Raw genomic sequence first — 26,373 nt, 5'->3', positions numbered from 1 at the left:
AGGAATGAAATATGAAAACACGCAAATTAGGCAATCAGGGCCTCGAAGTGTCTGAGCTTGGTCTTGGCTGTATGGGTATGTCGGATTTTTACAGTGGTAGAGATGAGGCTGAGTCCATTCGCACCTTGGAATTGTCTCTTGAGTTGGGTATCAATTTTTGGGATACAGCAGATATGTATGGTGTAGGTCAAAATGAGGAACTATTGGCAAAAGTATTAAAAACTCGACGTCAAGAGGTTGTATTAGCTACTAAATTTGGCAATGTAAGAAGCAAGGAGGGTGCTTTTCTTGGTGTTAACGGGCGTCCTGAGTATGTGAAGGAAGCGTGTGACGCTAGTCTCCGAAGGCTTGGAGTAGAGACCATCGATCTCTATTATCAACATCGAGTCGATCCTGATACGCCGATTGAAGAGACGGTAGGTGCCATGGCGGATTTAGTCAAGGCAGGGAAAGTTCGTTTTCTCGGGTTGTCTGAGGCGTCTGCCGCAACGTTACGTCGTGCTCAAGCCGTGCATCCCATTTCGGCATTGCAGACAGAGTATTCTCTTTGGAGTCGAGATGTTGAAGATGAGATACTTCCCGTTTGTCGCGAGTTAGGGATTGGTTTTGTAGCCTACAGCCCGCTTGGCCGGGGATTCTTGACAGGGCGATTCAAAACGTTCGAAGATTTGCCGAAAGATGATTACCGTCGAAATTCACCACGATTTCAGGGAGAAAACTTCCAAAAAAATTTGGATTTGGTTCACAAAATAGAATTACTCGCTCAACAAAAAGGTTGCACGCCCTCTCAACTGGCGTTAGCTTGGCTGTTGTCACGCGGAGACGATATTGTTCCTATTCCGGGAACGAAGCGTCAGGAGTATCTGCGTGAAAATGTGGCTGCAATAAACATCCAGCTTACTCCAGCGGAATTAGAAGAGATTGAACGCATTGCGCCACAAGGAGTCGCAGCCGGTGAACGTTATCCAAGCGCAACAATGAAGAGTGTGAATCGATGAAATCATCGGATGCAAATCGGATATCTTCAGAAGCTAAAGTGTATATTGATGGACTTGGCATGGTGCCTCATCCAGAGGGCGGATTTTACAAAGAAATATACCAACCTGAGCTCTGGATTGAGGCTGGGCATTGGTCAATACCCGTTCAGGGGCGTAGAAGATCGGCGACTAGTATCTATTTTTTGTTGCCATCTGGTGATGTTTCTCGATTCCATCGATTAAACGCGGATGAAATGTGGTACTTTCATGCAGGCAGTCCTGTTTGTATTGTAACTATTGATTCAGATGGAAAACGTATTGACCATCACCTTGGGCTCGATATTCAGGCAGGCCAATTCCCACAGATATTGGTGCCAAGGGGAACAATTTTTGGTGCCTATGTTATGGACGAAAATCCAAATGCTTTTGCTCTGGTGGGATGTATGGTTACACCTGGTTTTGATTTTCAGGATTTTCAATTGTTGGGTCACATTGAATTGTTGAAAAATTTTCCTTACCACCGCGATATTATTGAAAAACTCGGTGGTTAAATCATGAGGCCGATCTCGATGCTTTACGACGAGATCGGCCTCATAGCTTTGCTTATTGTATTTTTCTTGACTCGTGCTCACGCAGGACTTCTTGTATCAGAGTGGCACCTTGTGATAATGCGGCCCCTCCTCCAAATGCTGCACATACTGCAATGGTTTCTACTAATTGATCAGGGGTTGCGCCGGTTTTCAAGGCGGCATCAGCGTGATACATAATGCAATATTCGTCTTGAATTTGCATAGCTAACCCTAGAGCTATGAGATGTTTGATAGGTTCTGGGATAGTTCCGGCGGTAAAACAAGCGCTTGTAAAGGCCATATATTGTTTCCCGATATTAGGGAGTTGTTTGCGGAACCAACCGACTCCTGATTTAAAATCTTCAATCGAAGCTTGTACGTAACCATTTGATTCTAATTGTTCGCTATTATACAAAGCTGATACCTCCTGAGTTTTCCAGATAATTGATACTCTTCCCGTAGTGATAATGTTTTACACATCTGATTGATTAGCCCAAATATAAAGAGATACAAAATGATGATGCAAATGAAAGATGAACAGCCATAGATTTTATTTTACAATGCATTATCGACGGTCGGTAGGTTTATCTATATAATGCGATTAGAATCTCGATGAAAGCGAGGTGACAGGTGTTGGATGCCGAATTAAGAGAATTTCTCGTTGGTATGGAACAGCGAATAGAATATCGGTTTGATGAGATAGATAGACGACTCGATAAAGTAGAAGCTCGGTTAGAGAATGTAGAAGCTCGGTTGGAGAATTTGGAATCCAGAATGGATACTGCGGAAACCAGGATAGACCATCAGGGAAATCGTATTGACGAGTTGATAGACATTTGCTTAGCGTTGCGTCATGGACAAGAGATAATGAGTGCTCAAATACATTCTTTGAATGAACGCTTTGATAAAGTAGAGAGGTCTATGGATTTTTTTGCTGGTCGAATTGGCATTATGGAGAAAGACATATATATTCTAAAGCATGCTAATTAAACTAAAATCATGGTTTGAATTTGTCTAAAATTTACTTAATTATCTCAAGTGATTTTGGATTTTAACAAAGCAATCAGCTTATATGAGATAGTCCACCCCCTCATCGATAATGGATTCAAACCCATGTAAAATAGTAAAACCCCGGCATAACCGGGAAAGTTTGTCAGTAATACTAATTTTCCTCTACTTTTGAGATGAATTGCTGAATAGCTGAGAAATAGGATTCTGCATCATCCCACATTGCCAAATGGCTACCATTTTCACAAATATGTGATTGTGCATTTGGCATGCGCCGGGCCATTTCTATTAAATCATTCGGATTCATAGTATCGTAACGAGCACCTATTACTAGACATGGTGTGTGGATATGAGCGAGATCTTCCCAACGGTTCCAATCCTTAAAATTTCCGGTAATTACAAATTCATTAGGTCCCTGCATGGTATTGTAAACTTGGTTGTTCATGAGAGCAAATCCATGCTGAACATCACTGGGCCAGGGATCCAGGCGGCATAGGTGTTTACGGTAAAGGGATTTGAATAATAAATCCTGGTATTCCGGGGCATCATATTCACCCTTATTTTCGTAGTATTCAAGATTTTTTTGTACTTCTATGGGCAATTGTTTGCGTAGTATATGGATATAATCCATATACGATTGAATGCTGGCTACCATGTTGGATATGATGAGTCCCTTGAGGTGATGGCCGTGATGCAAAGCATATTCAATAGCCAAAAATCCACCCCAAGACTGACCGCATAAGTAAAAATGATCTAGACCGAGAGCTGTTCTTACCTCTTCGACTTCTTCGCAAAATCTCTCTACATTCCAAAGTGAGATATCATCCGGTTGATCGGAACAATAAGAACCGAGTTGGTCATAAAAATAAATTTCTATGCCTGCAGGCGGGAGGTAATTTTCAAAAATTTTCATATATGTATGTGTTGAACCGGGTCCTCCATGTAGTAAAAGCATTTTGATGGGACTCTCTCCAACTCTGCGTGTCCATACATGATATCCGTTAGAAAGTTGAATAATTTTAGATGATGCGTATCGTGACATGTTCTTGCTCCTTTCATGTGTAAACAAAATTCATTTTTGGATTGAGAATCAAGAAGCACGTATATAGTGTTTGTACTCTTATTTTAAGCTAAGGAGAGATTAAATATTTAAAATTTTATAAAAATTATTACAAAAAGTGATATATGTAAGTATATATAACAAATGTGTATGGATGAACGAAGGAAATCAGAACTAAAAGAAATAAATAGCTTAAAATTGTTAGTTTATCTAACAAATACAGATGACAGGTTGATATCATTTCCCCTAAACTAAAGATAAACATTGAATAAATAGCCATTTTTATATGCGAACGTTTGAAAAAGGGTGTTCATGATGATGGAGACAAAAGTATTTCAGACGGTGGTTCTCTCGCATACGGATGAGGCGCAAAATCAGCTCCTGCTACGCATGTTGCAGGAGCGTGTGGCCAAATCAGAAATTCGAATTGTAGATGTGAAACGCTTAAAAAAAGAACTAGTTATTACCTATCGCGTGTTACAACCATAACTCGATATCGGGAATTTTCATGGCAAGTTAGGAAGAAATTGTATTGGTAGTTTTTCTACACCAAAAAAGAAATTATGTTGGATAGGGGTTAGTCCATGTCCAGGTATTAAGTGAATACTTTCCATTGTCTTGTTAAATTTAGGAAGAACAATGCTGGCTAACTGACGTACAAGAAAGGAAGCTAAACAAGCATGAATGCCACTTCCGAATGAAAGGTGAGGATTGGGTTGGCGTTTCGGCTGAAACTTCTCACCTTGTTCAAAAACTTCGTCGTCACGATTGGCGGAACCTATCCAGACAACGACTCTGGCTCCACGAAGAATGCTAAGTCTATTGATTTGTACATCATGGATGGCGTAACGTGTAGTAGCCAACATGGGAGGATAATAACGCAATAATTCTTCAATCATGGTTCCTAGAATTTGTGGTTCTTGGCGCAGCATTTCTTGCAAATAGGGCTCTTCAACCCAGCGACGCATGACGTTTCCCAAAAACAGGGTCGCGCTTTGTAGACCGGCAGTCAACATAAGCAAACAGAATTCTGTCGCTTCATTGATGTTCAATGCTTCGCTTTGAGTGTCATGAGTAACGAGCATTGTCAACAAATCATCTTGAGGTTTGCCAAGTCGATCCTTAAGTTGAGATTGGAAATAATCTAAAGTATCTTTGCGTGCTTGATTCTGGATCATGCGAATTTCATTAATTTTTGCAGCGTCTATATCCCAATGCGGATTTGCGTGTAATTGTTTTGCCCAACGTCTGATATTTGGCCAGTCTGATTCAGGAATACCCAGTAATCGAGCGATCACCATGAAAGGTAAAGGTTCGGCGATATCGTGAATAAATTCCATTTCTCCACGTGGTACAGTATGAAGAAGCAAGGTGTCTACACTGGACTCTAATTGAGATAAGCGTGTTTCTAAAAATTGAGGATTCAAGATTTTTTCGATACGAGATCGTAACTGTGTATGCGTTGGCGGATCTTTTGAAATTAAACTAACCATCAAGGGTACTTGTTGATCGGGACGAAGAGAAGAAAAATTTTCGTTGTCTGTCAATATTCTTTTGACATCCTGATAACGGAAAATATCCCAAGCTTCTCTGGCGTTGTCATATCGAACGGCGTTGATTTCCCTCATTCGTTGAAAAAAAGGAAATGGGTTGATACGAGCTTCTTGACTTGATAGTCCGTTCACTGGTTGTAATCCTAACGGTCTTTGCAAAATATCTGTAGACATCTTGTATCGTCTCCCTTGATTTAGATATGGGTCGTGTGATGTGAATTCTGAGGAATCATTGGCCCCAAGTTCCACTTTAGTTTGCGAACCATTTCTAAGTTCATACAAACCGTTCTCAAATAATTGCGTCCCAAAAGACGTGTAGCACCATGCATATTGCTCTAGAAGAAGGGACATGATAAGTGGCGTAAGGGACGGTGATGAGTGATGATAAAAGATATCACTTCCAACAGCACGAAAACTTCGAGTTGAGGGTGTGGTAGCTAAAAAATCACTAGTGCAGGACCTTACAACATGATGTAGCGGCCCCTCTGTCCATAGACAGACGGGGTCGCTACTCCTGTTTCATCCTTTTATGCGCATGTCTTGGCTCTACGTTAGCGTGGTAAGAATGAAATCCTTAGGATACACTGGAAACATATTTTTCAGTTGTCCATGTGGTATACATCCAATGGAACTGGCTAAATGAAAATGGAACAGCGGATTGATCCGCTATTGAGAGGGGATGCCAAAAATGATTCGACTTGACAAAACTCCAGTTGAAAAATGGGTGACCAACACTCAGCTGACACAATTCATGTCGATTGGTGAACTGGCACACAAACAGTTGTGGGATATGAATGTACATAAGGGCAGCAAAGGTTGGTTGCATTGGCCAGCAGAAGATCATCATCGATTGATGCAACAAATGGAAGCTATCGCCCAACGCTTTCGAGCCATATCCGATGTTACAGTGGTCATCGGCATTGGTGGTAGCTATTTAGGAGCGCGGGCCGCTTTATCCATGATGCAATCCAATTTTGCAAGTGAAGCTGATCAAATGCGTGTACTTTTTGCAGGAAACCAGCTCAGTGAATCGTATATTGGAGATTTGCTTTCTATATTAGATGAGCATGAGGTTACCGTGGTTGTTATTTCTAAGTCAGGAGGAACATTGGAACCGTCCGCCGCTTTTCATACTTTGCGAGATTATCTGGAGAAAAGATATGGTAAAGGAGCAGCTGAGCGCATATGCGCCGTAACAGATCCGGAGAGCGGCACATTACGTCAGTTTGCGGGCGATCGCGGTTATGTGACATTGCCGATTCCAAGGGATATTGGTGGACGTTACTCCGTACTTACGGCAGTGGGTTTATTACCCATGATGATTGCAGGTCTGCCAGTAAATGAAGTCATGGCAGGGGCAGCAGAAGCGTATGATGAGCTTCGCCAGCAGACGATTCTTGAGAATCCTGCTTATGTATATGCTATGATCCGGCATTTCCTGTATCTCCAGGGCTTTGCCGCAGAAGCGCTTGTGACTTATGAACCGCAGGCAGCACATTTTGCTGGCTGGTGGCAGCAACTATTCGGTGAAAGTCAAGGCAAAGATGGGATAGGACTTTTCCCAACGATGCTGCAATATACGACGGATTTACACTCTATGGGCCAATATGTCCAGGATGCGCGAAAAATGTTGTTGGAGACCGTATTAGATGTTCATTTTACAGATACGGCGCATTCTATTACACTTCCAGGAGAACTAGATGAAAAGAGTAACTATATGTCTGGTAAGTCATTTTCTGAACTACAACAGGTAGCTGTAGCTTCTGTTATTAAAGCACATACAGATGCAGGTGTTCCGAATCTGTTGTTGCATGCGGAGGGTAATCGACCAAGATTGTTTGGAGAGTTGGTATATTTCTTTGAAATAGCCTGCTCATTTGGTGGATATTTACTTGGCATCAATGGTTTTGATCAGCCAGGAGTTGAAGCTTATAAGCAAGAAATGCGTCGTCGTTTAGTATAATAATGTTCCGTAAACATTATTTTGGGAGAATGGGGTAGCTGAATGAGCGAGCAAGTTGTCCTCGGAGTGGATGTTGGGGGAACCAATGTAAAGGCGGCTATAGTATCGGTATCAGGCGAAGTGATGACAGCCGTCAGCTATCCGACTGATGCGGAAGATGGACCTGAACGTTTTGTACAACGTTTATACGAGCAGTTTATCAAGTTGTTGCAAAAATCGGGATGCCAACTAACAGATGTTTTGTCAGTCGGCGTGGGGTTGGCTGGATTTCTTGATGTGGAGCATGGATATATAGAAGAAGCCGTCAATTTACATTGGCGGAATGTAGCTATTGTTCAGTTGCTTTCTGAATCACTTCATCTGCCTATTTACCTTGACAATGATGCCAATATAGCTGCATTGGGCGAAGCGTGGCAAGGGGCAGGGCAAAACGCAAAGAGCGTTTTGTGTGTAACTCTAGGTACGGGTGTCGGCGGCGGTATCGTATTAGATGGACAAATTTATCGAGGTGTCTCTACTATGGCTGGAGAAATTGGCCATATTACCGTAAAGCCGGGCGGACCTTTGTGTAACTGCGGGCGCCATGGTTGTTTAGAGACGCTTGCCTCTGCTACAGCTCTGGTGAACATGGGAGTGGCGCATGGGCTACATTCACCTTCAGGTGGCACGGCGAACGCTGAAGAAATCTTTGCTTTGGCAAAGGCAGGTCATCGTGATGCTCAGCAAGTCATTCAAGAACTGGTGAATTGGCTCGGCGTAGGGCTTGGAATCGCAGCCAATTTGCTCAATCCTGATAAAATTGTGATTGCAGGAGGTTTGGTGAATGCAGGAGATGCGCTTATGGATCCTCTGCGGGCATCTTTTGCGGCGAACGCGTTGCAACGTGTCTATCGTTCTTGCGAGTTACTACCCGCCACACTCGGTTCACGCGCTGGAATGCTAGGGGCAGCGCGTCTAGCCATTCAGGGAGCGGCTTTAGAGAATTCGGTTTTGTAAGGAAAACTAAAAGGTCTGAGATTAGAATCGAGATCGAAAAAATGACTATAGAAGTGCAAAAGGAAGGCAGCCTATCCACTCTGGGATAAGCTGCCTTTCCTGTGGCAAAAGCCCATTAAAAATAACTTTGTACACGATGATAGACTTCTTCAGGTGATAGACCGTCAGCAGAAATAATGGGGATGTTCTGGGTGACGCTTTGCATACCCATCAGGTTCTTGTCGCAACCGTTGACCACCATGACTGCAGCATCTTGGGCTTTGCTGTCACTGGTTTTTGCGTCAATGACCTGACAGCCTTGCGCACTGAGGTACTGTTTCACGGGAGTCAATCCTTGTTCCACAGCCACTTTTTTCATGTGCACCCTCCTCATCGACCACATTCTTTCCAAAAGTCACGTCTTCATCGTGACAACCCCAGTTTGCCTTACTTAAAGAGGATTATGCGCTCTTTTTTAGGTACTATCTCTGGCGGCCCTTCTTGTTGTAGAATAATCAGGACTCGGCTAATGACGGGGGGCGCTTATATGAAACACGAACATTGGGAGTTTGATTCTGAATGTCCACGTTGTGGAAAAATAAACCACGTGTCGGCTCCAGTAGGTGAACATGTGGTGCGCGTTCATTGTCAGCATTGTACGCACGGTTATGAGTATACGCATATTGTGCGAGAGCACACTGTGGTAGAAGATGAAGAGGAAGAAGCATAAATGTAGCATCAAGTTATTCAAAATGAACTGGATTGCAAATTGGGAATAGGATGAACGGGCGGTTGTTTAGGCAAACCGCCCGCATTCGTTTTCATGTAGCTTCACGCTTTACGAGAGGTCACCTGGTACACGGCAAACTTTAAATAGTTGCCCTCCGGTAGGGCAGCTAAATATGGATGATCCGGTCCTGCACCACGAAACTCTATTTGCCGGAGGATTTTATGAGCATCTGTAGCAGCCTCAAGTACCACTTGTTGGAAAATATCGGAGGATACATGGTAAGAGCAACTGCAAGTCAAGAGAAATCCACCTTCTCTCAACAGTCGCATGCCACGCAAATTGATTTCCTTATAACCGCGAAGCGCCCCGTTCACTGCTTGCCTGGATTTTGCAAAAGCGGGGGGATCGAGCAAAACTACGTCAAATTCTTGGCCATCCTGTTCTAGTTTGCGCAGAAAGTCAAACGCATTGGCCTCCACAAGTTCTGCGCGCTCTGCCCAGCCATTGAGAGTAAGATTTCTTCTGGCGGCTTCAAGAGCATGATGGGAGATGTCAACTGCCGTCACATGGCTGGCACCATATGCCAGTGCATGAACGGTAAAAGCTCCGGTATGACAAAAACAATCAAGCATACGCGCACCTTGTGGCGCGAAATCAGACGGTTGAACGTAGGGGCGGATAGCCCGGCGATTCTCGCGTTGATCGAAGAAATGACCCGTCTTCTGACCGCCAAGTACGTCAACTTCCAATCTCAGTCCATTTTCTAAGATTTCAACAGGTCCCTCCAAATGGCCATAAGCCATTTGATTTTCCAACGAGAGCCCCTCTAATCGCCTTACACTCGCATCATTGCGCCAAACAATTGCGCGGGGTTGACAAACATTTTGTAGAGCAGACAAAATCAAATCTCGCCTCAAATCCATTCCGGCTGTCAGTAACTGTACAGTAAGAACGTCCTTATAAACGTCTACAATTAAACCTGGAAGGCCGTCTGCCTCTCCATAAACTAAACGATACCCTTCGCTGTCATCGCGAAGCAATTGTTGGCGAAGCTGTTTGGCTCTCAGCAAACGTTTTATGAAATACTCTTCGTCAATGACTTCTTGAGGATTGTAACTCAGTACTCTGGCGAAGATTTGTGATTGGGGATTGACATAAGCAGCGGCTAAAAAAACACCCTGATGATTGTATACATGAGCATATTTACCAGGATATGGTTCGCCTTCCCATTTTTCAACTTCCGAACGAAATATCCATGGATTTCCTGCCTCCAATCGCTTTCGCCGATCTCTACGCAGAAATAGTTTTAATCCGACATTCAATCTTTTCACGCTCCGTATGAAGAATATGTTTCATGCTCTCATGTTTGGCCCGCAAACGCAAACCATTCGCCAAACTCCTCCAGCATGGATAACGATTGCTCGAGGATACTATGGACAAAGAATGTGTTTTTCTGTGGGGACTGTACAGGACTTCTAAACGAGGAGGAATTCATTTGAGCACTGAGGAGCATCATACGACTTTGTCCGATCTCGGTTTTCATTTTCGCGCAGAGGATTTGCCAATTATCAACAGCTATACAGGGGATTGGTCAGTTGTTCCGGAAGGACATCCGGCTAACAACTATTGGGCCGTAGATATCACAGGCAAAGGACATCCGATTCCTGGACATGGCAGTCCTCAGCAGGTGTTGGAAGAAGCCGTGGAACGAGGGTGGCCCATAGCCTATGTCGCACCTTACGGTCATTATGTTGAGGGTAAGGATGACGGTATTCAACTGCACGATTGGATTGTGGAGGGTAGGCAAAAGCAACGGCAGAAAAGATAAATTTGTCATCAAGAGTGTTTGATATGTAATAATTAGTATCTATTAACATCATTCTCTAGTCCACGAACTCCGCAAATCATTGTACAATATCCTCAAGAATGGGGACGGGTGTAGTCTTATTTATGCATCGGTCGAACCAAACCAAGGGAGCTTAGCAATGGTTTCGATGCTTCAGTTGCAAGTTACAGATCCGGGCACCTATTGGACGGAGCGCGAGCGCCGTCTTCTCGAGGTGCTCCTTTTACGTGTTTGTGCGCATGTCAATTATCGTGTACTGGGCGTACCTCTGCGTATTCGCCCCGCCAAAATAGATGCTATCCATCTCTTGTTGAACTATGAGCTATGGTTTGAGAGAATGTTATTGGATGAAGAAATTATACGATTTGAGGAAGAGCTTGCGCGCGATCTCGATCAGACATTGGAGATGTGTGAAATTCAACATATTTCTGTATTGCTCAAGGCTCAAACCGGATCGTCCACAGCCTGAGGCGGAGAACGTAAGTCAAGGCTAGGAGGAAAATCAATGAAGCTACATATTTCTATATTTGAGATGCCTGATGGTATGATTTTGGCCACTTGCGCAGAGATTCCTATGTGTCGAGTGTTACGTCAGAATAAAGGGCACGCTATTACTGATTGTAAACGGTTGATTCAGCAATTTTTGCGTGAACGTGAGGCGGAAGGCAGACCTTTTGTGCCGGAAATGCGTGAGATTGAAATTTCCTGATAAAAGCGGGCTCGCCTTTCCGGGCATTCGCCCCGACCCTCCGTAGAACTTCGACATACAGTAAAGCATCCCAAGGAAAAGGAGATGCTACTGATATGTATGGAGTATTCGGAGGTTATACTCGTTGGGCTGTTGTGTTTTTGATTATCTTTGTTCTTTTCTTCCTGTTTGTTCCTGCTGCAGCGGGTGCGGCTGCTTATTAAAAAAGTTTAAATCGTCGAATTTGTCTTATGATTCAACAATGGGGCTTCGGTAATTCATATTGAGACGGATGTAGCCTCGCTGAGATTGAGATTGACGACATGAAAAAGTCTCCATTTCCACAATTTAAAGTGGAATTGGAGGCTTTTTCAAATTTTAAGCTTGTGGCCGTTTCTGGTTATCGTCAATATTTCGTGTTAGAGTGTAAATTAGAAGCGTATGGGCGGGTGGTGCAAATGAATCGAAGTCAAGAAGTACTCCAACAGCTTAAAGACGCAGGATATAAATTTACAGGTAAAAGACAGATGGTCATTGACTATTTTGTCAATCATGAAGACAAATTTCTTACCGCGAAAGACGTATATGAAAATGTACGAGAGACGTATCCAAACGTGAGCTACGATACTATTTATCGAACGCTGACTTTACTTCGGGAACTTGGTGTGCTGGAGGAGATGGAGTTTAGCGAAGACGCGATGCGTTATCGGTTGACCTGTGATAAACACCATCACCATCACCTGGTTTGTTTGGAATGTGGAAGTATCACACCTCTCGAAGATTGCCCAATGAGTTGGCTCCCTGAGCTTCCCAATGGATTTCGGGTAGTGAACCATCGATTTGAAGTGTATGGCATATGCGCAGCCTGCCAAGCCAAGAAGAGTGAATAAATTGCAGCTTTTGTGGCCTCTGGTCCAGTTGAATGGACAGAGGCTTTTTAGTGTCGTTTGCAAATTCCTTGCCTTATAGGAATAGGTGTTTTCGTTAATTCGTAACCATTCCTATTTACAAATCGAAATGGTCTTGATATACTCCAATTCGGAATGATTTCAATTACGATTTAGGGGTATCCTAGTAAGATAAGGAGAGACATGGAGATGAAAATTCAAAGCATAATGAAAAGCAAGCGGCAAGGGTTCTTTATATCATCCGTGCTGTTGGGTAGCGTTCTGGTGCTGAGCGGTTGTGGTACGCAGTCACCCTCGATATCGAGTTCTTCTGCTCATGGCTCAGCAACCAGTCCAACTCAACAAACTATTACAGCAGTTGGAGCAGAAAATGAGTATGCCAACGTTATCTCTGAGATTGGTGGCCGTTATGTCTCTGTTACGGCTATCATGAGTAATCCCAATACCGATCCGCATACGTTTGAAGCCAGTCCACAAGTGGCTGCTGAAATTGCGAACGCGCAATTGATTGTACAGAACGGACTGGGATACGACAGTTTTATGAATAAATTAGAATCAGCTTCTCCAAACGCCAACCGCAAAGTGATAGAGGTGCAAAATTTGCTGGGTTTGCCGAATCAAACGTCAAACCCCCATCTTTGGTATAATCCGTCCACCATGCCGCGCGTAGCCGCAGCTATTGCTGCTGATTTAGAACAGCTGATGCCTGCGCACAAGAAATACTTTGAAGATAATGTGAAAAAATTTGACGCTTCATTGCAACCTTGGTATAACGCAATAAAGCAACTTAAAATAAAATACGCCGGATCGCCCGTAGCTGTGACAGAGCCTGTTGCTGACTATATGTTGCAGGCCGCAGGAATGGACATCCGTACCCCCTGGTCCCTACAGGCTGCCATCATGAATGGTACGGATCCAGCGCCGCAAGATGTTCAGACAGAACAAAACCTGTTGAAATATCACCAAGTGAAAGTGTTTCTCTACAATCAACAGGTGGTCGATCCGCTCACTCAATCATTATTAACTCTTGCTGAGCAGCATCATGTGCCAGTTGTTGGTGTCTATGAAACGATGCCGCCAGGGTACTCATATGCCTCCTGGATGCTGAAGGAAGTCAAAGATTTGCAAAAAGCGCTTGTCTATCATCAATCTACACAAACTCTGTCTTGATGAGGAGGATACCTATGTATCTCCGTTCGGTAGCGAATACTGCACCAGATCCAGTTTTGACGGTCAAGCAGGTGAGTGTACGGTTTGGTTCTCGCAGGGTACTGGATAACATCTCCCTGGAACTTCAGGCAGGAGATTTTGTTGGACTGATTGGTCCAAACGGAGCCGGGAAAACCACTTTGCTCAAAGTGATTCTTGGACTTCAGCCACCTGATGCCGGCAAGGTTGAAATGGAGGGCAAGGTCATTCATCGTGGCAATTCAAGAGTGGGATATGTGCCGCAGAAAATTTCACTCGATCCCGATACCCCCATGTCGGCGCGAGATTTGGTGGCTCTTGGTCTTGATGGACACCGCTGGGGCATACCGCTGCCCAGTCGCAAACGGTGGGCTGCTGTGGACGAAGCACTCGCAGCGGTTGATGCTTTGCGTTATGCAAACGCACCTGTTGGAAAGTTATCTGGCGGTGAACAACAGCGTCTGCTGATTGCCCAAGCCCTGTTGACTCAACCCAAATTATTGTTGCTAGACGAGCCGCTCTCCAATCTGGATATTCGCAGCGCTCATGAAGTTGTTCGATTGGTGTCGCGAATTTCCAGAGAACAGAATTTGGCTATCCTGTTAGTAGCTCACGATATGAATCCGTTGCTAGGAGCGATGGATAAAATTGTATATTTGGCAGAGGGCAGAGCGGCTATGGGTTCCGTGGATGAGGTTGTTCAAAGTCATGTGCTCAGTCAACTGTATGGATATGATGTTGAAGTTATTCGTGTTCAAGGCAGAATTTTAGTGGTTGGGGGAGAAGCCCCATTGCCAGTTAATCAATCAATTTCAGTATGGGACGAGGCGCTTACTCATGTTGAATAGCCTCTGGCATACCCTGTTTGCACCTGGTTTCTTTTCCAGTTCGGCTGTTTGGCGGGCACTTTCTATGAGTGCTGCAGTTGCAGTTGTTTCAGGTATGGTAGGTGTTTTTGCAGTCGTTCGCGGTCAATCGTTCGCCGGTCATGCGCTAGGAGATTTTGGAACAACAGGTGCTTCAGGTGCTTTTCTGGCAGGGCTGAATGCCGTTTGGGGTTTTCTGGGTGTTGGTTTGATTGCCGGTGCCATCATGGATACTCTGGGAAAACGTGCTAAAGAACGTGATATTGCAACAGGTGTCGTTCTTTCATTGATTTTGGGGATTGGCGCGCTTTTTCTCTATTTTGATACTACCTATCGAAATACAACCGGTGCACCCATGACCATTCTTTTCGGTTCCGTATTCTTGGTCGATCCGTCGCTTTTGCCTTTTGTACTTTGCTTTGATGGATTAGCAGTGTTGCTATTATTTATCATTTATCGCCCCTTGCTTTTTAGTTCATTGAATGTGGATTTGGCACGTGCAAAAGGTGTGCCGGCGCGTCTCATCAGTATTCTCTTCATGTCAGCTTTAGCCATGGCTGTCGAACAATCTGCCATTGTAGTTGGAGCTTTGCTCAGCACGGCGTTACTCATTGGCCCAGCAGCTATAGCCATTCGCTTTACCCATCGTCCTGGAAAAGCAATGCTAGTTGCCAGTATGATAGGTATTTTTTCAAGTTGGATGGGAATTTTGTTGGCTTATGACAGCTATAATTGGCCGCCTGTCAACCGAGGTTGGCCGGTCAGCTTTTTTATTGCCAGTATTATTCTCTTGCTTTATATCCTTTCTCATCTGCGTTTGCGTATGGGAACACGTCGCGGGAAGAAAGTCCTACAAGAGGGGTGAAGGTTATGTGGTCCGTGTGGCATTTTCTTTTCGCTCCGGGTGTTTTTCGCGATCCGTTTATGCTTAGCACTTGGGAAGGGGCAAGTATAGTAGCGGTATTGGCAGGGATGATTGGTTTTTTTGTCATTCTGCGCGGTACGGCTTTTGCATCGCACGCATTGCCGAAAGGAGGATTTGCGGGAGCTGCCGCCGCTGCCCTGCTTGGAATCAATACGCTTTGGGGATTGACGGTATTTAGTGTATCTGGTGCTTTAGCTATAGGTTGGTTGGGACGGCGTGGACGCCATGATGTGGTCATTGCCTTAATACTCGTTTTTTTGCTTGGCTCAGGGGCCTTGTTTTTAAATCTTAGTGATATGTACGCTCCAGAAATCTATTCTCTCCTATTTGGTGAGATACTGGGTATCACTCCGGCTGAAGTACGCGATACAGCTATCATTGGATTGGTGTCCATCATTATCCTTCTCTTGGTTTATCGTCCCTTGCTCTATGTATCTGTATTACCAGAGTCTGCTCAAGCACGTGGTTTATCTGTTCGTAGGATGGAGATGGTTTTTCTTTTTCTCGTAGGGTTGACCTCAGCGGTCACGGTTCCTATTGTGGGGGCTTTATTGACTTTTTCTCTCATGGTGGCTCCAGCTGCAGCAGCTAGCTATTTGGCGAAGCGGCCAGGCATGGCCATGATTTTATCGGTCGTCATTTCATTGGCATCCGTATGGTTATCGATTTTGTTATCCTTTGATACAGGCTGGCCAGTAGGTTTTTTTGTGGCCTCACTTTCTGCTTTTGCCTATTTTCTGGCTCGATTTGCTACAGCTCGCCGCCGGGCCATCTTTCCCAAAGCACACCGTCAGCCTGCTGAGATGTGAAGGGATGTGGATATAAAACAGCAGATGACTTGCATCTATAGAAAACACAGCGTCCGGAACCATCAGCAAAGAGAGTGCCGGGCGCTGTGTGGATAGTTGCCCATGCTTTTTCTTCCGACACTCTCATTGTATGTTCTTTTCAGATCGGATGTGAATGATTAGTTACGGATAAAAGATGGATCTTCAAAAGGTGTGGCAATCCAGCCTGACTCTTCTACAAAAAGGCGCACAGCGACAACTTTCTTTTCCTCAGTCAATGTAAAGAAGTGGGGATTGCCTTCAGGCACAGAGATAACGTCACCCGCCTTTAGAAACACATCAAAATAACCGACCTCACCTTTTCCTTTGATAATAAAAACTCCACTGCCGGAGACAATGGCTCGCACCTCATCTTCTGCGTGAGTATGGACTTGTTCAAACTTTTGTAAGAGGGAAGGTAAATCTGGTGTGCTTTCGGAGAGTGAGATAACATCCCACCAACGATATCCGCGCGTGTTTGCCAGATGCTGAATATCTTCTGCGAAAGCCTCTAGTATAGCGGCTTTATCGCCATCGTCCAATTGAAATTGGTTGCGTAATTCTGCGGGAAGTTTTTCTGTGTTCCAGTGTGTATAGAAAACACCGTTGCTTTCAAGAAACGATTGTACTTCTCGTTCTTTCTGAATGGTTTCACCTGAGTTTCTGACATGTATGGTTGCCATAATGGGGTATTGGCCTCCTTAGGAATCTTGGGAATCTAAGTTTTCGCTTTATGATAAAGGTGTGTTTGGCGAATGTCCAGAAGAAGTGAACCCTTACTTTGAATTTATCAGATTCTATTGACAACAGTAAAAAATGAGGTAAAATGCTCTCAACTGAAAGAAAGCGTTTTCTGATGGATGGATTGTTTTTGCAAGAAGTGTGGTTTCGAAACCATATCCATAACAGGAGATGTCTTATTTGCGATGTGAACTCGAAACCATGAAATTAATGGTAATTATTTTTGTGAACAAGTATGAAGGGGGATTTGTATGAAAAAAAAATTACGTTGGTTGAGTGTTGGATCTGCGTCGTTAGGTCTTCTCGGCTTGGTAACAGGTTGTGGATCGGCATCAAATGGTTCTGGCGGACAGGGTGGAGGAAATGCTCACTCGCCTATTCAATTGACAGTTATGAGCTGGAATGTGGCTGCCAATACGTTGCAGGAAGATGCCAAGTTGTATGAACAATCCCATCCCAATGTGCAAATTCACGTGATAGTCGAAGACAGTCCTACCAATACCTATACTAAATTGAACACGGAATTAGCCTCTGGTTCTGGTGTGCCGGATATTATGAGTATCGAGTCCAGTATGGCGCCAAGTTTTCTGAACAAGTTTCCACAGTCTTTTTTAAACATTACCAATCAGATTAAGAATATTGAAGGCGATTTTCCAGAAGCCAAATGGGCGGCTCTTACCTATAACGGACAAATATACGGAATTCCCTGGGATATTGGGTCGAGTATGGTTTTTTACCGTCGCGATTTGTTTAAAGAAGCGGGTATTCATGTGAAAGATATAAAGACTTGGAACGACTATATCCAAGCAGGCTTGAAACTCAAGCAACACTTTGGAGACAAAGTTAAGTTGACCGCTTGGGGAAGCGGATCGACCGGGCTTTTTAAAATGATGATGAATGAACAGGGCAAATTTATTTTTAACAAGCAAGGACAAATTACTGTCAACGACGCTGCCGGTGTCAGAGCATTAACCACGATGAAAAAAATGTACCAGGATGGTCTCTTGGATGTGGTACCTTACGCGAATGCTTGGAACGATACCATACAGTTATTTGTCAACAACCAGATAGCTACAGCACCAGCCGCCATTTGGTATGTGGGCACAATTGAGCAGTCGGCTCCCAATCAGGCTGGTAAATGGGGAGTTTTCCCCACTCCGGCGTTTAGTGCCAATGGGAATCACGCAGCCAATCTTGGTGGATCGAATTTGCTCATTTCCAAAAACACTCCTCATCCCAGAACCGCACTCTCGTTTGCTGAATTTTGTATGACGAATCGACAGGCTCTGAATGTTTCGATGAAATATGGTATTTTCCCGTCTTATGAGCCCTATTATCAAAATAATCCACTGATCTCTCAGTCGCTGTCATTCTTTGGTGGACAAAAAGTTTTCCAAATGGCTGCTAACGAAGTCCCCAATATTTCTCCTGCTTACCATACGGCAAATTTTGAAGCAGCCCACAGTATTCTACTGAACGTTTTCCAACAGGCTGTGCTACAAAATGAACCAGCGGCGCAAGCGTTGAATAACGCCGCGCAACAGATAGCCAACCAGACGGGGGCGAAAATAGCTTCTGGCTCTTGATGAGTTGAGAAATCTTTTTATCATCAACAGGCGCGATGCCAAGCGTTGTTTGCAGTCCATGAGCTTTCAACGCTTGGTCAGCGTCTTCAAGAAGGCAATCTAAAGGAGAGGATGATATGGCGATTGATACCTCACATTCCACAAGACTCCGTATGGAAAAGGAGTTTAAGCAGAAGCGTTGGTTGGCGGCCCCCTATCTGTTTCTTCTACCGTTTCTCATAGTGTTTACCATTTTTTTAGTGGGTCCCATTCTCTATGCCGCATGGGTCAGTCTTTCCAGTTGGCAGGGTGGCGCATTGGTTTTCCGCGGTTTATTCCAGTATCAGAAGCTTTTTTCCGATACAGAGTTCTGGCACGCTTTGTTGAACGTCGTTGTGATTCTTGTCATTCAAGTACCTGTTATGCTGATTTTGGCTGCTATTTTTGCCTCGCTTTTAAATTCCCGGAGGCTTAAATTCCGAGCCTTTTTTCAGCTTGGTTTTTTTGTTCCCATTCTCATTGACATGGTAGCTTACTCACTCATTTTTTCTTTTTTGCTCGAAAAGCATGGCATTATCAATCATATTTTAGGAATCTTTGGTGTGGCGCCCATCGATTGGCTCCTTCATCCAGTTGCTGCTAAAGTAGCCATCATGATAGCCCTCACTTGGCATTGGACAGGGTACAATGTAGTCATTTTGCTGGGCGGTATGCAGAGTATACCGCATGAAGTGTATGAGGCCTCGCGTGTAGACGGAGCTGGCTCAATTCGTCAATGGTGGTCCATCACCATTCCCATGCTTTTACCCATTCTCGTATTTGAATCTGTTCTCTCCACCATTGGAACACTGCAATTGTTTGTAGAACCGTTTATTTTGACTTCTGGCGGCCCAGATAATGCTACCATGACGCCTGTTCTGTACCTCTACCAAGTTGCTTTTCAACAATTTCATTTTGGATATGCGTCCGCAGTGGCGTTTGTTTTAGCGATTTTGATTGGTATTTTGTCACTCCTTCAATTTCGCGTCGCAAGAGGAGGGGATGCTTGGTGATTCGGCGAATGTTTGCGGATTTATTTTTGCATGCAGTCGTAATCCTCGGATTTATTGCTTCTGTCTATCCTATCTATTGGATGTTTATCTCATCTACACATTCAACGGAGCAAATCCTTAGCGGAGATCACAATCTATGGATAGGTTCAGCGCTGGCGGCGAATTTTCAGGCACTTATCCACAACACCGATGTCAATATCTTTCAAGCGATTGGCAACAGTCTCTTTATTGCGGTTTTCTCTACAGCCATTGCTGTGGTTCTCTCTGCAATGGCCGGTTATGCGTTTGCCATCTACCGATTTCGAGCCTCTCGAACATTGTTTATTGTCATTATGATTTCCTTGATGATCCCGTCGCAAGTGACGCTTGTGCCGCTCTTCATTTTGATGAGCCATTTGCATCTCATCAATACTTGGTGGGCTATCATTCTTCCGGCGTTGGTCAATGTATTCGGCGTATTTCTAATGCGCCAGGCATTTGCAGGTTTCCCGGGCGAGTTATTAGATGCTGCACGTATAGATGGACTGAGTGAAGGCCGTATTTTCTGGCAAATCGTTATGCCACTGATGAGACCCACCCTTTCTGCTTTAGCCATTATCGCCTTTTTAGCATCCTGGACAAATCTGCTTTGGCCCCTGGTTGTCCTGAATACTTCATCTGCTTACACCATTCCTGTGGCACTGAGTACGCTAGAAAACTCAATGACCATTCCTAATTATGGCGAGGTTATGCTAGCTGCCAGTCTGGCCACTGTACCCATGCTTGTCTTGTTTTTGTTTTTACGACGCAATTTTGTATCGGGAATTATGGCTGGTTTCAATCGATAAGAACTTTGTGCGCCCAGGTGCGGCGCCAAGGAATATATGGAGGAATGCACATCATGTTGTACAGTTCACTTCGTCCGCGCCTAGGTAAAAGAAGCGTTTACGCGCTCCAAGACGACTGGAAATTTACAGAAATCACGTCCAATCATCCACATTCGTATAGATCTGATCCATCAGAAGCTCGTCAACAAATAGACGTTTATTCACGAACTTTAGATGCAAAACATTGGCAAACCGTCCGTCTTCCTCATTCCCCCAACTTAGTGCCTAGCAATGGAATTCCTGAAAATGACACTCGCGGAGTATATCTGTATCAAAAATGTTTCAGGTTTACTGCGCAACTTGACCAGCGTGTTTTTCTCGTTTTTGAGGGAGCTATGACGGTGGCTGATGTTCAAGTCAACCAGACGTATATAGGCCGGCATTTAGGCGGCTATACAGCTTTCTCGTGGGACATTACAGACGCACTTTCTCCTTCCGGTATGCAGGAGATTCTCGTCCGTCTCGACAGTCGACCGCAACCAGATATCCCTCCAGAAGGTGGACTTATCGATTATCGCATCTTTGGAGGACTTTATCGCAATGTTTATTTGTTGGTGACTTCTGACGATCACGTTGAACATCTTCAATGGACAACGCTTGGTTGGCAGAATGGGAACGCTCTTGTTGAGGTAGAAGCGAAAATTCATCTATCGCCAGTTTCCCGATTAACAAATGAGCGATTACAGTTGGAGTTAAACATTAGCAATCAGGATGGAAGTCTTCTGCAACAGGAAATTCACCCCGTTGCCGTCAACGGATCGGACGAAGCAAACGAAATCGTATCGATGAAATGGGAAATAATCGTTCAACAGGCGCAACCTTGGTCGCCCCATCAACCGCATCTTTACAACGTTGGCTTTCGGCTTTTGAATAGAGCAGGAAGTGTGCTTGATGATGGTGAGATGCGCGTTGGTTTTCGTACCCTTGCCTTAGAAAACGGGCAGTTGCTATTGAATGGTCAACCGATAAAACTGATTGGTTTTAACCGCCATCAGTCGTTTCCTTACATAGGTTATGCTGCTCCGAAGCGCTTGCAGCGTCAAGACGTGTGGATTTTGAAGCACGAACTCGGCGCCAACTACGTTCGCACTTCCCATTATCCACAGGATCCCGCATTTTTTGACGCTTGTGACGAATTGGGACTGCTTGTTTTCACAGAGATCCCCGGTTGGCAACATGTAGGAGATGAACATTGGCAGGCTATAGCCAAACAGCATTTAGTTGAGATGATTGAACGCCATCGTCACCATCCCTGCATTTTCATGTGGGGAGTACGCATTAATGAATCTGCAGATAGTGACGAATTTTATATAGAAACAAATAAAATAGCGCGAGCACTTGACCCAAGTCGATGGACGGGCGGTGTTCGAAATTTCCGTAAAAGCCATTTTATAGAAGATATCTTTACGTTTAATGATTTTTCCATGGGGGTATTGCCAAGTGTTCAAAAACCGCAATTGATCACAGAGTATCTCGGACATATGTACCCGACCAAACTCATGGATAATGAAACGCGGTTGATTCAGCATGCCCTTCATCATGCCAAAATTTTAAACGAAGTGTACCAGCGTGAAGATCTTGTTGGAGCTTCTGCTTGGTGCGCTTTTGATTATCCGACGTCGCCATTTTTCGGAGGGGGACAGCAAATCTGCCATCATGGTGTGATGGATCAATTTCGTTTCCCCAAGTTTGCCGCAGCAGTTTATCGAAGTCAAAAGCCTCCTGAAGAAGAAATTGTTCTGGAGCCAGCTACTTATCTCACCTTTGAATCGGCTGATCATTCGCAGTTAATCCAAGCGCTGGATACCTTCGATGACATGGAAACAGTACTTCAATCTGCAGCTTATACCGCCAAAATTTATGTATTCAGCAACTGTAATTCTTTAGAGGTTGAGTTTAATGGTCAGACGATGGGAAGGTTGATGCCGCAAGAGAAGGAATTTCCTTCTTTACAGTATCCACCTTTTGTCATTCCCTTGCAAGCCTATCGACTGTATGGAACCTTGCGGCTTCGTGGCTATCTTGACCAAAAAGTCGTAGTCGAGCGCACTCTGCACACACCTTTACCCGCCAGTCGGTTACGATTGCATGCGGATCATACGGTTCTCCATGCAGATGGCGTGGATATGACGCGAATTTGGGTAGAAGCTGTGGATAAGAATGGGATGCGTTCTCCTTATCTACAAAGGGTAGTCTCTTTTTCCTTGGAGGCTGTGGATAGCCACCCAGCGCAAGGTAGTTCAGAAGGAGGACAACTCTTGGGCGATAATCCAGGTGTGCTTGAGGCAGGGCGTGCAGCGCTCTATTTTCGTGCAGGTTGTTATCCAGGGCGCTTCCGAGTGCATGTTCAATCACCCGGTCTGCAGGGTGATTCGCTCGACTTATCCACTGAATCGCAACCCTTTCTACCGCGCCTGTAGATAGGGGGTGAATGGGGAAGACAACAAAAGTTATCCACAGCTTTTTGGGGATAAACCCGCAAAAGTTGTGGATAACCCTGTGAACAAACTGGGGGTAAAATTGAAAAACGCCAGATAAACAGCAATTTTAGAGTGCTGAAGCAGCTGTGGACAATGCTTTCTCGACAGGCTTCTCAAGAGCTTCCCGAGCCTCAAGAATTCGATCTTGTAGACGTTGCTTTTCCTCAAGTACTCTATCATCTGACCACTGTAATCGTTTGGCCATGAAATCCACAACAGAATGTTGATAACTGAGAACCAAGTTCATATTGAAATAGAGGCTACCTGTGCGGCGGATAAAAAAGTCTTCCGCACGGCAGACCATTTCTTCTTCCAATCCGTATTGTAGTGCCGCATAAATGTCTTTGGGGATTGCAAGACCAGCATCTAACGGCTCATTGCGCAGCCAGTTGAAAACCCGTTCGACATTTTTCCCATAGCGTTCTACTAATTGGCGCGCTTCTTGGCTACTTAACCCCAACAGCTCGCCTTCTCTCGTCATCGTATGGACAAAGTCGTTCCATTCGCTGGATTGATGAAATTCACCACCTGAGAGGCGCAAATGTTCGGTTTGGCAGCCAGGATATGTTTGTCCTGTTACTTGGCCAATTCGCTGAACCACAATATCTACGACTTTTTCAGCCATTTTTCGATAACCGGTCAATTTACCGCCAGCAATCGTAATTAGTCCGCTTGATGATTGAAAAATCTCATCTTTACGGGAAATTTCAGACGGATTTTTTCCGTCTTCATGAATTAATGGCCGGATGCCAGCCCAACTGGATTCCACATCTTCAGGCAACAGACGCACAGAAGGAAACATAGTATTGACCGCTTCCAACAAATAATCGCGATCGGCCAGAGTCATTCTGGGATACATTACATCGCCCGTATAGTTGGTGTCGGTGGTGCCAATATAGGTTTTGCCCGATCTCGGTATGGCAAAAATCATTCGTCCGTCTGGAACGTCAAAATAGACGGGGTTGGAAAGAGGGAAGCGGCTTGCATCAACAACAATGTGGACACCCTTAGTCCAGTGCAGGGTTTTGCCCTGCTTGGAATGATCCCAATCACGAATTTCGTCAACCCAAGGCCCTGTGGCGTTGATGATGACACGAGCACGGATGTCGAAGGAGTGATGAGGTTGAAGTTCGTCCTGGACGTGTATGCCCAACAGTTGCCCGTTCTCTTTGATGAGTTGCAGAGCTTTACAGTAGTTGATGGCAACACCGCCCAGCTGTACGGCTTTTTTTAAAACTTCAAGCGTCAAGCGAGCGTCATCCGTTCGATATTCAACATAATAACCAGCACCCTTGAGACCGTCGGGATTAAGCAAGGGTTCTTTGGCCAATGCTTCCTCTCGGCTTAACATCTGCCGGCGCTCCGTACGCTTGACACCTGCCAGGTAGTCATAAAGTCGAATTCCAAAAGAGGCTGCTAGCTTGCCATAGGTGCCTCCTTCCATAAGGGGAAGCAACATCCACTCTGGACGCGTCACATGCGGAGCATTCTCGTAAACAACGGCCCGTTCCCTACCGACTTCAGCTACCAGACCGATTTCCAGTTGTTTGAGATAACGCAATCCACCATGAATCAGTTTGGTGGAGCGATTGGATGTTCCAGCAGCGAAATCTTGCATTTCAATCAGTGCTGCTTTCAGTCCTCTGCTGACGGCGTCAAGGAGAATGCCTGCCCCGGTAATGCCGCCACCGATAATAAGAACGTCCCATTCATTCGCCTGCATTTTATGCAGTAGTTGGGGGCGGAGTTCTGTTTCCCAAATAGCCATGAATATCCCTCTCTTTCTGGGCATTTTTGTTATCTATGAAAAAGCAAAAACACGCCTAACCCTGCGCATCGTAACGCAGTGTGGCGTGTCTCCGAATCTCCATTCGCCCTATCAACTTATAATTAAATTATAACGCAAGGAATTTAAGGCAACAAGTGTACTTCTTCTGTCCACAAATCTTGGTTGCTGTGTCATACTACAAATGGAGTCGACCGTTTGTTTGTGAAAACAAGCTTGAAAACGGGATACCAAGAGCCTCCGCCAGTAAGAGGAGTTGGCTCAAGCACAGAGAGGATGGTTCACATGCCGTTGCACCCAGCCTTCGAAAAAATGTTGCAGCAAATGAAAGAACTTGGCGCTCCGCCCATTTCTTCACTGACTCCTGAGCAATTTCGCAAGAACAGTGCGCAGTCGTTTGCATTGCTGCGTAAACCAGGCTTGCCTGTAGCACATGTAGAGGACAGAATTATAGCTGTTTATGGCAATCGTCAAACACCGATTCGCATTTACACTCCAGAAGGAGAAGGGCCTTTTCCGGCACTCATTTATATTCATGGTGGTGGCTGGGTTTTTGGTGAGCTTGATCAATTTGATAATCTTTGTCGCATGTTTACGCATACTGCAGGTTGTGTCACTATTTCTGTGGATTATGGTCTCGCTCCTGAGTACAAATTTCCTCATCCAGTAGAAGAATGTTACGCGGTGAGTCAATGGGTATTTGAACATGCTGATGAGTTTAAGATACGTAAGGATAAAATTGCTATTGGCGGGGATAGCGCAGGAGGTAATCTGTCTGCAGTTGTTTGTCAAGTTGCGCGCGATCGCGGGGGTTCTATGCCCAGTCTGCAGGTCCTTCTCTATCCATCCGTAGATTTACTTGGTGAAACCGAGTCCAAACGACTCAATAGTACTGGATATCTGCTCGATATCGATTCCATGATGTATTTCCGCAAACAATATCTGAATTCTATGGAGGATGCTTCTCATCCCATGGCTTCGCCTCTCTTGGCTGAAGATCTGCGCCATCTGCCACCAGCGATTGTCATTACAGCAGAGTACGATCCTCTTCGCGATGAAGGAGAGGCTTATGCGTCTGCTTTAGAAAAAGCAGGTGTGCCTGCTAAAGTGAAGCGTTTTGAAGGAATGATTCACGGCTTTTTGACACTCGATCATCTGGTTCCTGAAGTCCGTGCGCAAATGCAAGAAGTAGCAGAAATGCTCAAAACAGAATTTACAGATTAATTTTTCGCAAGTCCCTTAATGGGGCGTTGATGATGGGTCCAGCCAGAGTTTTTTATTGGAAGTCGTGACGGCCAAAGCACCGTGCTCAAGCGCTGTGACGACTTCCGCCTGGCTGCGGATAAAACCTCCGGCTAATACAGGTCGACCCGTGCGTTGCCTCACTTCCTCTAATAAATGGGGCACAATTCCGGGAAGAACTTCGATATAATCAGGTTGAGAGTTGGCCAGGATGCGATAAGAAGTCTCCAAGGAGTGCGAGTCAATCAGAAAAATACGCTGAATGGCCGTGACGTTGTGTTTTCTGGCAATCAAAACGGTCTGGGCATGTGTGCTAATGAGGCCGTCAGGTCGGATATTCTGGCAAAGAAACTGTGCGGCTGCTTCATCATGCTTGAGGCCTTGAACGAGATCGGCATGAAGCCAAAGTTGTTTTGCGTGTTTGTGAGCAAGGGTAACCAATGATTGTAACTGTGATAAGTGCACGTTCATTAAAATAATGACCGGGCAGGGATGGACGAGCAATTGTTCGTAATCCTTGATACTGCGCGCGGCGAGAATGACTTTTGGCATCATCAA

Annotated in this window: 28 protein-coding genes; 20 read left to right on the top strand and 8 right to left on the bottom strand. The window is 44.8% G+C overall.

The window, feature by feature from the left end; translation table 11 throughout:
* The first annotated feature begins 11 nt into the window (after positions 1 to 11).
* Both BUA75_RS06060 and BUA75_RS06055 read left to right on the top strand, forming a co-directional pair.
* Positions 12 to 998, top strand: coding sequence for an aldo/keto reductase (locus BUA75_RS06060; protein ID WP_072873699.1), 987 nt, complete (start codon positions 12 to 14; stop codon positions 996 to 998).
* Positions 995 to 1,528, top strand: coding sequence for a cupin domain-containing protein (locus BUA75_RS06055; protein WP_072873698.1), 534 nt, complete (start codon positions 995 to 997; stop codon positions 1,526 to 1,528). Before BUA75_RS06060 ends, BUA75_RS06055 begins: the two co-directional genes overlap by 4 nt.
* A gap of 52 nt (positions 1,529 to 1,580) precedes the next feature.
* Here BUA75_RS06055 and BUA75_RS06050 read toward each other — a convergent pair whose 3' ends face one another.
* Positions 1,581 to 1,961, bottom strand: coding sequence for a carboxymuconolactone decarboxylase family protein (locus tag BUA75_RS06050; RefSeq protein WP_072873697.1), 381 nt, complete (start codon positions 1,959 to 1,961; stop codon positions 1,581 to 1,583).
* 251 nt (positions 1,962 to 2,212) lie between these two features.
* Here BUA75_RS06050 and BUA75_RS06045 point away from each other — a divergent pair, with 251 nt between their 5' ends.
* Positions 2,213 to 2,536, top strand: a complete 324-nt coding sequence (locus BUA75_RS06045; protein WP_207549717.1) for a hypothetical protein — start codon at positions 2,213 to 2,215, stop codon at positions 2,534 to 2,536.
* Positions 2,537 to 2,708: 172 nt separating this feature from the next.
* Here BUA75_RS06045 and BUA75_RS06040 read toward each other — a convergent pair whose 3' ends face one another.
* On the bottom strand, positions 2,709 to 3,596 hold the full coding sequence (locus tag BUA75_RS06040) for a proline iminopeptidase-family hydrolase (RefSeq protein WP_072873695.1): 888 nt from the start codon (positions 3,594 to 3,596) through the stop codon (positions 2,709 to 2,711).
* 333 nt (positions 3,597 to 3,929) lie between these two features.
* Here BUA75_RS06040 and BUA75_RS15855 point away from each other — a divergent pair, with 333 nt between their 5' ends.
* Positions 3,930 to 4,103: a hypothetical protein gene (locus BUA75_RS15855; protein WP_165611956.1), complete on the top strand. Its 174-nt coding sequence runs from the start codon at positions 3,930 to 3,932 to the stop codon at positions 4,101 to 4,103.
* Positions 4,104 to 4,120: 17 nt separating this feature from the next.
* Here BUA75_RS15855 and BUA75_RS06035 read toward each other — a convergent pair whose 3' ends face one another.
* Positions 4,121 to 5,341, bottom strand: coding sequence for a cytochrome P450 (locus tag BUA75_RS06035; RefSeq protein WP_072873694.1), 1,221 nt, complete (start codon positions 5,339 to 5,341; stop codon positions 4,121 to 4,123).
* 514 nt (positions 5,342 to 5,855) lie between these two features.
* On the opposite strand from BUA75_RS06035, the gene BUA75_RS06030 reads away from it, so the two are divergent.
* Together BUA75_RS06030 and BUA75_RS06025 are read left to right on the top strand one after the other, a co-directional pair.
* Positions 5,856 to 7,130: a glucose-6-phosphate isomerase gene (locus tag BUA75_RS06030; protein WP_072873693.1), complete on the top strand. Its 1,275-nt coding sequence runs from the start codon at positions 5,856 to 5,858 to the stop codon at positions 7,128 to 7,130.
* A gap of 42 nt (positions 7,131 to 7,172) precedes the next feature.
* Positions 7,173 to 8,126, top strand: coding sequence for an ROK family protein (locus BUA75_RS06025; RefSeq protein WP_072873692.1), 954 nt, complete (start codon positions 7,173 to 7,175; stop codon positions 8,124 to 8,126).
* Between the two features lie 115 nt (positions 8,127 to 8,241).
* Here BUA75_RS06025 and BUA75_RS06020 read toward each other — a convergent pair whose 3' ends face one another.
* The gene (locus BUA75_RS06020) at positions 8,242 to 8,484 is read right to left on the bottom strand and encodes a YkuS family protein (RefSeq protein WP_072873691.1); all 243 of its coding nucleotides are present in this window, start codon (positions 8,482 to 8,484) and stop codon (positions 8,242 to 8,244) included.
* Positions 8,485 to 8,652: 168 nt separating this feature from the next.
* Here BUA75_RS06020 and BUA75_RS06015 point away from each other — a divergent pair, with 168 nt between their 5' ends.
* Entirely contained in the window at positions 8,653 to 8,835 is a 183-nt protein-coding gene (locus BUA75_RS06015; protein ID WP_072873690.1) for a hypothetical protein, read from the top strand.
* A 101-nt stretch (positions 8,836 to 8,936) separates the two neighbouring features.
* Here the strand turns inward: BUA75_RS06015 and BUA75_RS06010 are convergent, their stop codons facing one another.
* Positions 8,937 to 10,157 carry a class I SAM-dependent rRNA methyltransferase gene (locus tag BUA75_RS06010; RefSeq protein ID WP_072873689.1) on the bottom strand — a complete coding sequence of 407 codons (1,221 nt, stop codon included), beginning with the start codon at positions 10,155 to 10,157 and terminating at the stop codon, positions 8,937 to 8,939.
* Positions 10,158 to 10,330: 173 nt separating this feature from the next.
* On the opposite strand from BUA75_RS06010, the gene BUA75_RS06005 reads away from it, so the two are divergent.
* The 8 genes from BUA75_RS06005 to BUA75_RS05970 all read left to right on the top strand — a co-directional run bounded on the left by BUA75_RS06005 (position 10,331) and on the right by BUA75_RS05970 (position 16,065).
* Entirely contained in the window at positions 10,331 to 10,663 is a 333-nt protein-coding gene (locus BUA75_RS06005; RefSeq protein ID WP_072873688.1) for a hypothetical protein, read from the top strand.
* Positions 10,664 to 10,820: 157 nt separating this feature from the next.
* Positions 10,821 to 11,150 carry a hypothetical protein gene (locus BUA75_RS06000; protein ID WP_072873687.1) on the top strand — a complete coding sequence of 110 codons (330 nt, stop codon included), beginning with the start codon at positions 10,821 to 10,823 and terminating at the stop codon, positions 11,148 to 11,150.
* 36 nt (positions 11,151 to 11,186) lie between these two features.
* Complete coding sequence (locus tag BUA75_RS05995) at positions 11,187 to 11,390, top strand: hypothetical protein (protein ID WP_072873686.1); 204 nt, start codon at positions 11,187 to 11,189, stop codon at positions 11,388 to 11,390.
* A 302-nt stretch (positions 11,391 to 11,692) separates the two neighbouring features.
* Positions 11,693 to 12,259, top strand: a complete 567-nt coding sequence (locus BUA75_RS05990) for a Fur family transcriptional regulator (protein ID WP_238413595.1) — start codon at positions 11,693 to 11,695, stop codon at positions 12,257 to 12,259.
* A gap of 207 nt (positions 12,260 to 12,466) precedes the next feature.
* Positions 12,467 to 13,447 (top strand): metal ABC transporter solute-binding protein, Zn/Mn family, encoded by a 981-nt coding sequence (locus BUA75_RS05985; protein WP_242650253.1) that lies wholly within the window; start codon positions 12,467 to 12,469, stop codon positions 13,445 to 13,447.
* Between the two features lie 14 nt (positions 13,448 to 13,461).
* Positions 13,462 to 14,313 carry a metal ABC transporter ATP-binding protein gene (locus BUA75_RS05980; RefSeq protein ID WP_072873685.1) on the top strand — a complete coding sequence of 284 codons (852 nt, stop codon included), beginning with the start codon at positions 13,462 to 13,464 and terminating at the stop codon, positions 14,311 to 14,313.
* Positions 14,303 to 15,196, top strand: a complete 894-nt coding sequence (locus BUA75_RS05975) for a metal ABC transporter permease (protein ID WP_072873684.1) — start codon at positions 14,303 to 14,305, stop codon at positions 15,194 to 15,196. Before BUA75_RS05980 ends, BUA75_RS05975 begins: the two co-directional genes overlap by 11 nt.
* A gap of 5 nt (positions 15,197 to 15,201) precedes the next feature.
* A complete protein-coding gene (locus BUA75_RS05970; RefSeq protein WP_238413597.1) occupies positions 15,202 to 16,065 on the top strand; it encodes a metal ABC transporter permease in 864 nt (287 codons plus the stop codon).
* 158 nt (positions 16,066 to 16,223) lie between these two features.
* Here the strand turns inward: BUA75_RS05970 and BUA75_RS05965 are convergent, their stop codons facing one another.
* Positions 16,224 to 16,766, bottom strand: a complete 543-nt coding sequence (locus tag BUA75_RS05965) for a cupin domain-containing protein (protein ID WP_072873683.1) — start codon at positions 16,764 to 16,766, stop codon at positions 16,224 to 16,226.
* Positions 16,767 to 17,075: 309 nt separating this feature from the next.
* Here BUA75_RS05965 and BUA75_RS05960 point away from each other — a divergent pair, with 309 nt between their 5' ends.
* The 4 genes from BUA75_RS05960 (at position 17,076) to BUA75_RS05945 (ending at position 22,727) form a co-directional block, all read left to right on the top strand.
* Positions 17,076 to 18,410 carry an ABC transporter substrate-binding protein gene (locus BUA75_RS05960; RefSeq protein WP_072873682.1) on the top strand — a complete coding sequence of 445 codons (1,335 nt, stop codon included), beginning with the start codon at positions 17,076 to 17,078 and terminating at the stop codon, positions 18,408 to 18,410.
* 116 nt (positions 18,411 to 18,526) lie between these two features.
* Positions 18,527 to 19,441, top strand: coding sequence for a carbohydrate ABC transporter permease (locus BUA75_RS05955; protein ID WP_238413598.1), 915 nt, complete (start codon positions 18,527 to 18,529; stop codon positions 19,439 to 19,441).
* Complete coding sequence (locus tag BUA75_RS05950) at positions 19,438 to 20,268, top strand: carbohydrate ABC transporter permease (protein WP_207549716.1); 831 nt, start codon at positions 19,438 to 19,440, stop codon at positions 20,266 to 20,268. The genes BUA75_RS05955 and BUA75_RS05950 overlap by 4 nt, the downstream gene beginning before the upstream one ends.
* Before the next feature lie 53 nt (positions 20,269 to 20,321).
* Positions 20,322 to 22,727 (top strand): glycoside hydrolase family 2, encoded by a 2,406-nt coding sequence (locus BUA75_RS05945; RefSeq protein WP_072873681.1) that lies wholly within the window; start codon positions 20,322 to 20,324, stop codon positions 22,725 to 22,727.
* A gap of 127 nt (positions 22,728 to 22,854) precedes the next feature.
* Here BUA75_RS05945 and BUA75_RS05940 read toward each other — a convergent pair whose 3' ends face one another.
* Positions 22,855 to 24,555, bottom strand: a complete 1,701-nt coding sequence (locus BUA75_RS05940) for a glycerol-3-phosphate dehydrogenase/oxidase (RefSeq protein WP_072873680.1) — start codon at positions 24,553 to 24,555, stop codon at positions 22,855 to 22,857.
* Positions 24,556 to 24,858: 303 nt separating this feature from the next.
* Here BUA75_RS05940 and lipP1 point away from each other — a divergent pair, with 303 nt between their 5' ends.
* Positions 24,859 to 25,797 carry a LipP1 family hormone-sensitive lipase gene (gene lipP1 / locus BUA75_RS05935; RefSeq protein ID WP_072873728.1) on the top strand — a complete coding sequence of 313 codons (939 nt, stop codon included), beginning with the start codon at positions 24,859 to 24,861 and terminating at the stop codon, positions 25,795 to 25,797.
* 15 nt (positions 25,798 to 25,812) lie between these two features.
* Here lipP1 and BUA75_RS05930 read toward each other — a convergent pair whose 3' ends face one another.
* Positions 25,813 to 26,367 carry a glycerol-3-phosphate responsive antiterminator gene (locus BUA75_RS05930; RefSeq protein ID WP_129583532.1) on the bottom strand — a complete coding sequence of 185 codons (555 nt, stop codon included), beginning with the start codon at positions 26,365 to 26,367 and terminating at the stop codon, positions 25,813 to 25,815.
* Positions 26,368 to 26,373 lie beyond the last annotated feature (6 nt).

The sequence above is a fragment of the Alicyclobacillus tolerans genome (assembly GCF_900142255.1).
GTDB lineage: Bacteria > Bacillota > Bacilli > Alicyclobacillales > Alicyclobacillaceae > Alicyclobacillus_I > Alicyclobacillus_I tolerans.
The sequence above is the reverse complement of the archived record's forward strand: the minus strand, read 5'-3'. Positions and strand labels throughout refer to the sequence as shown.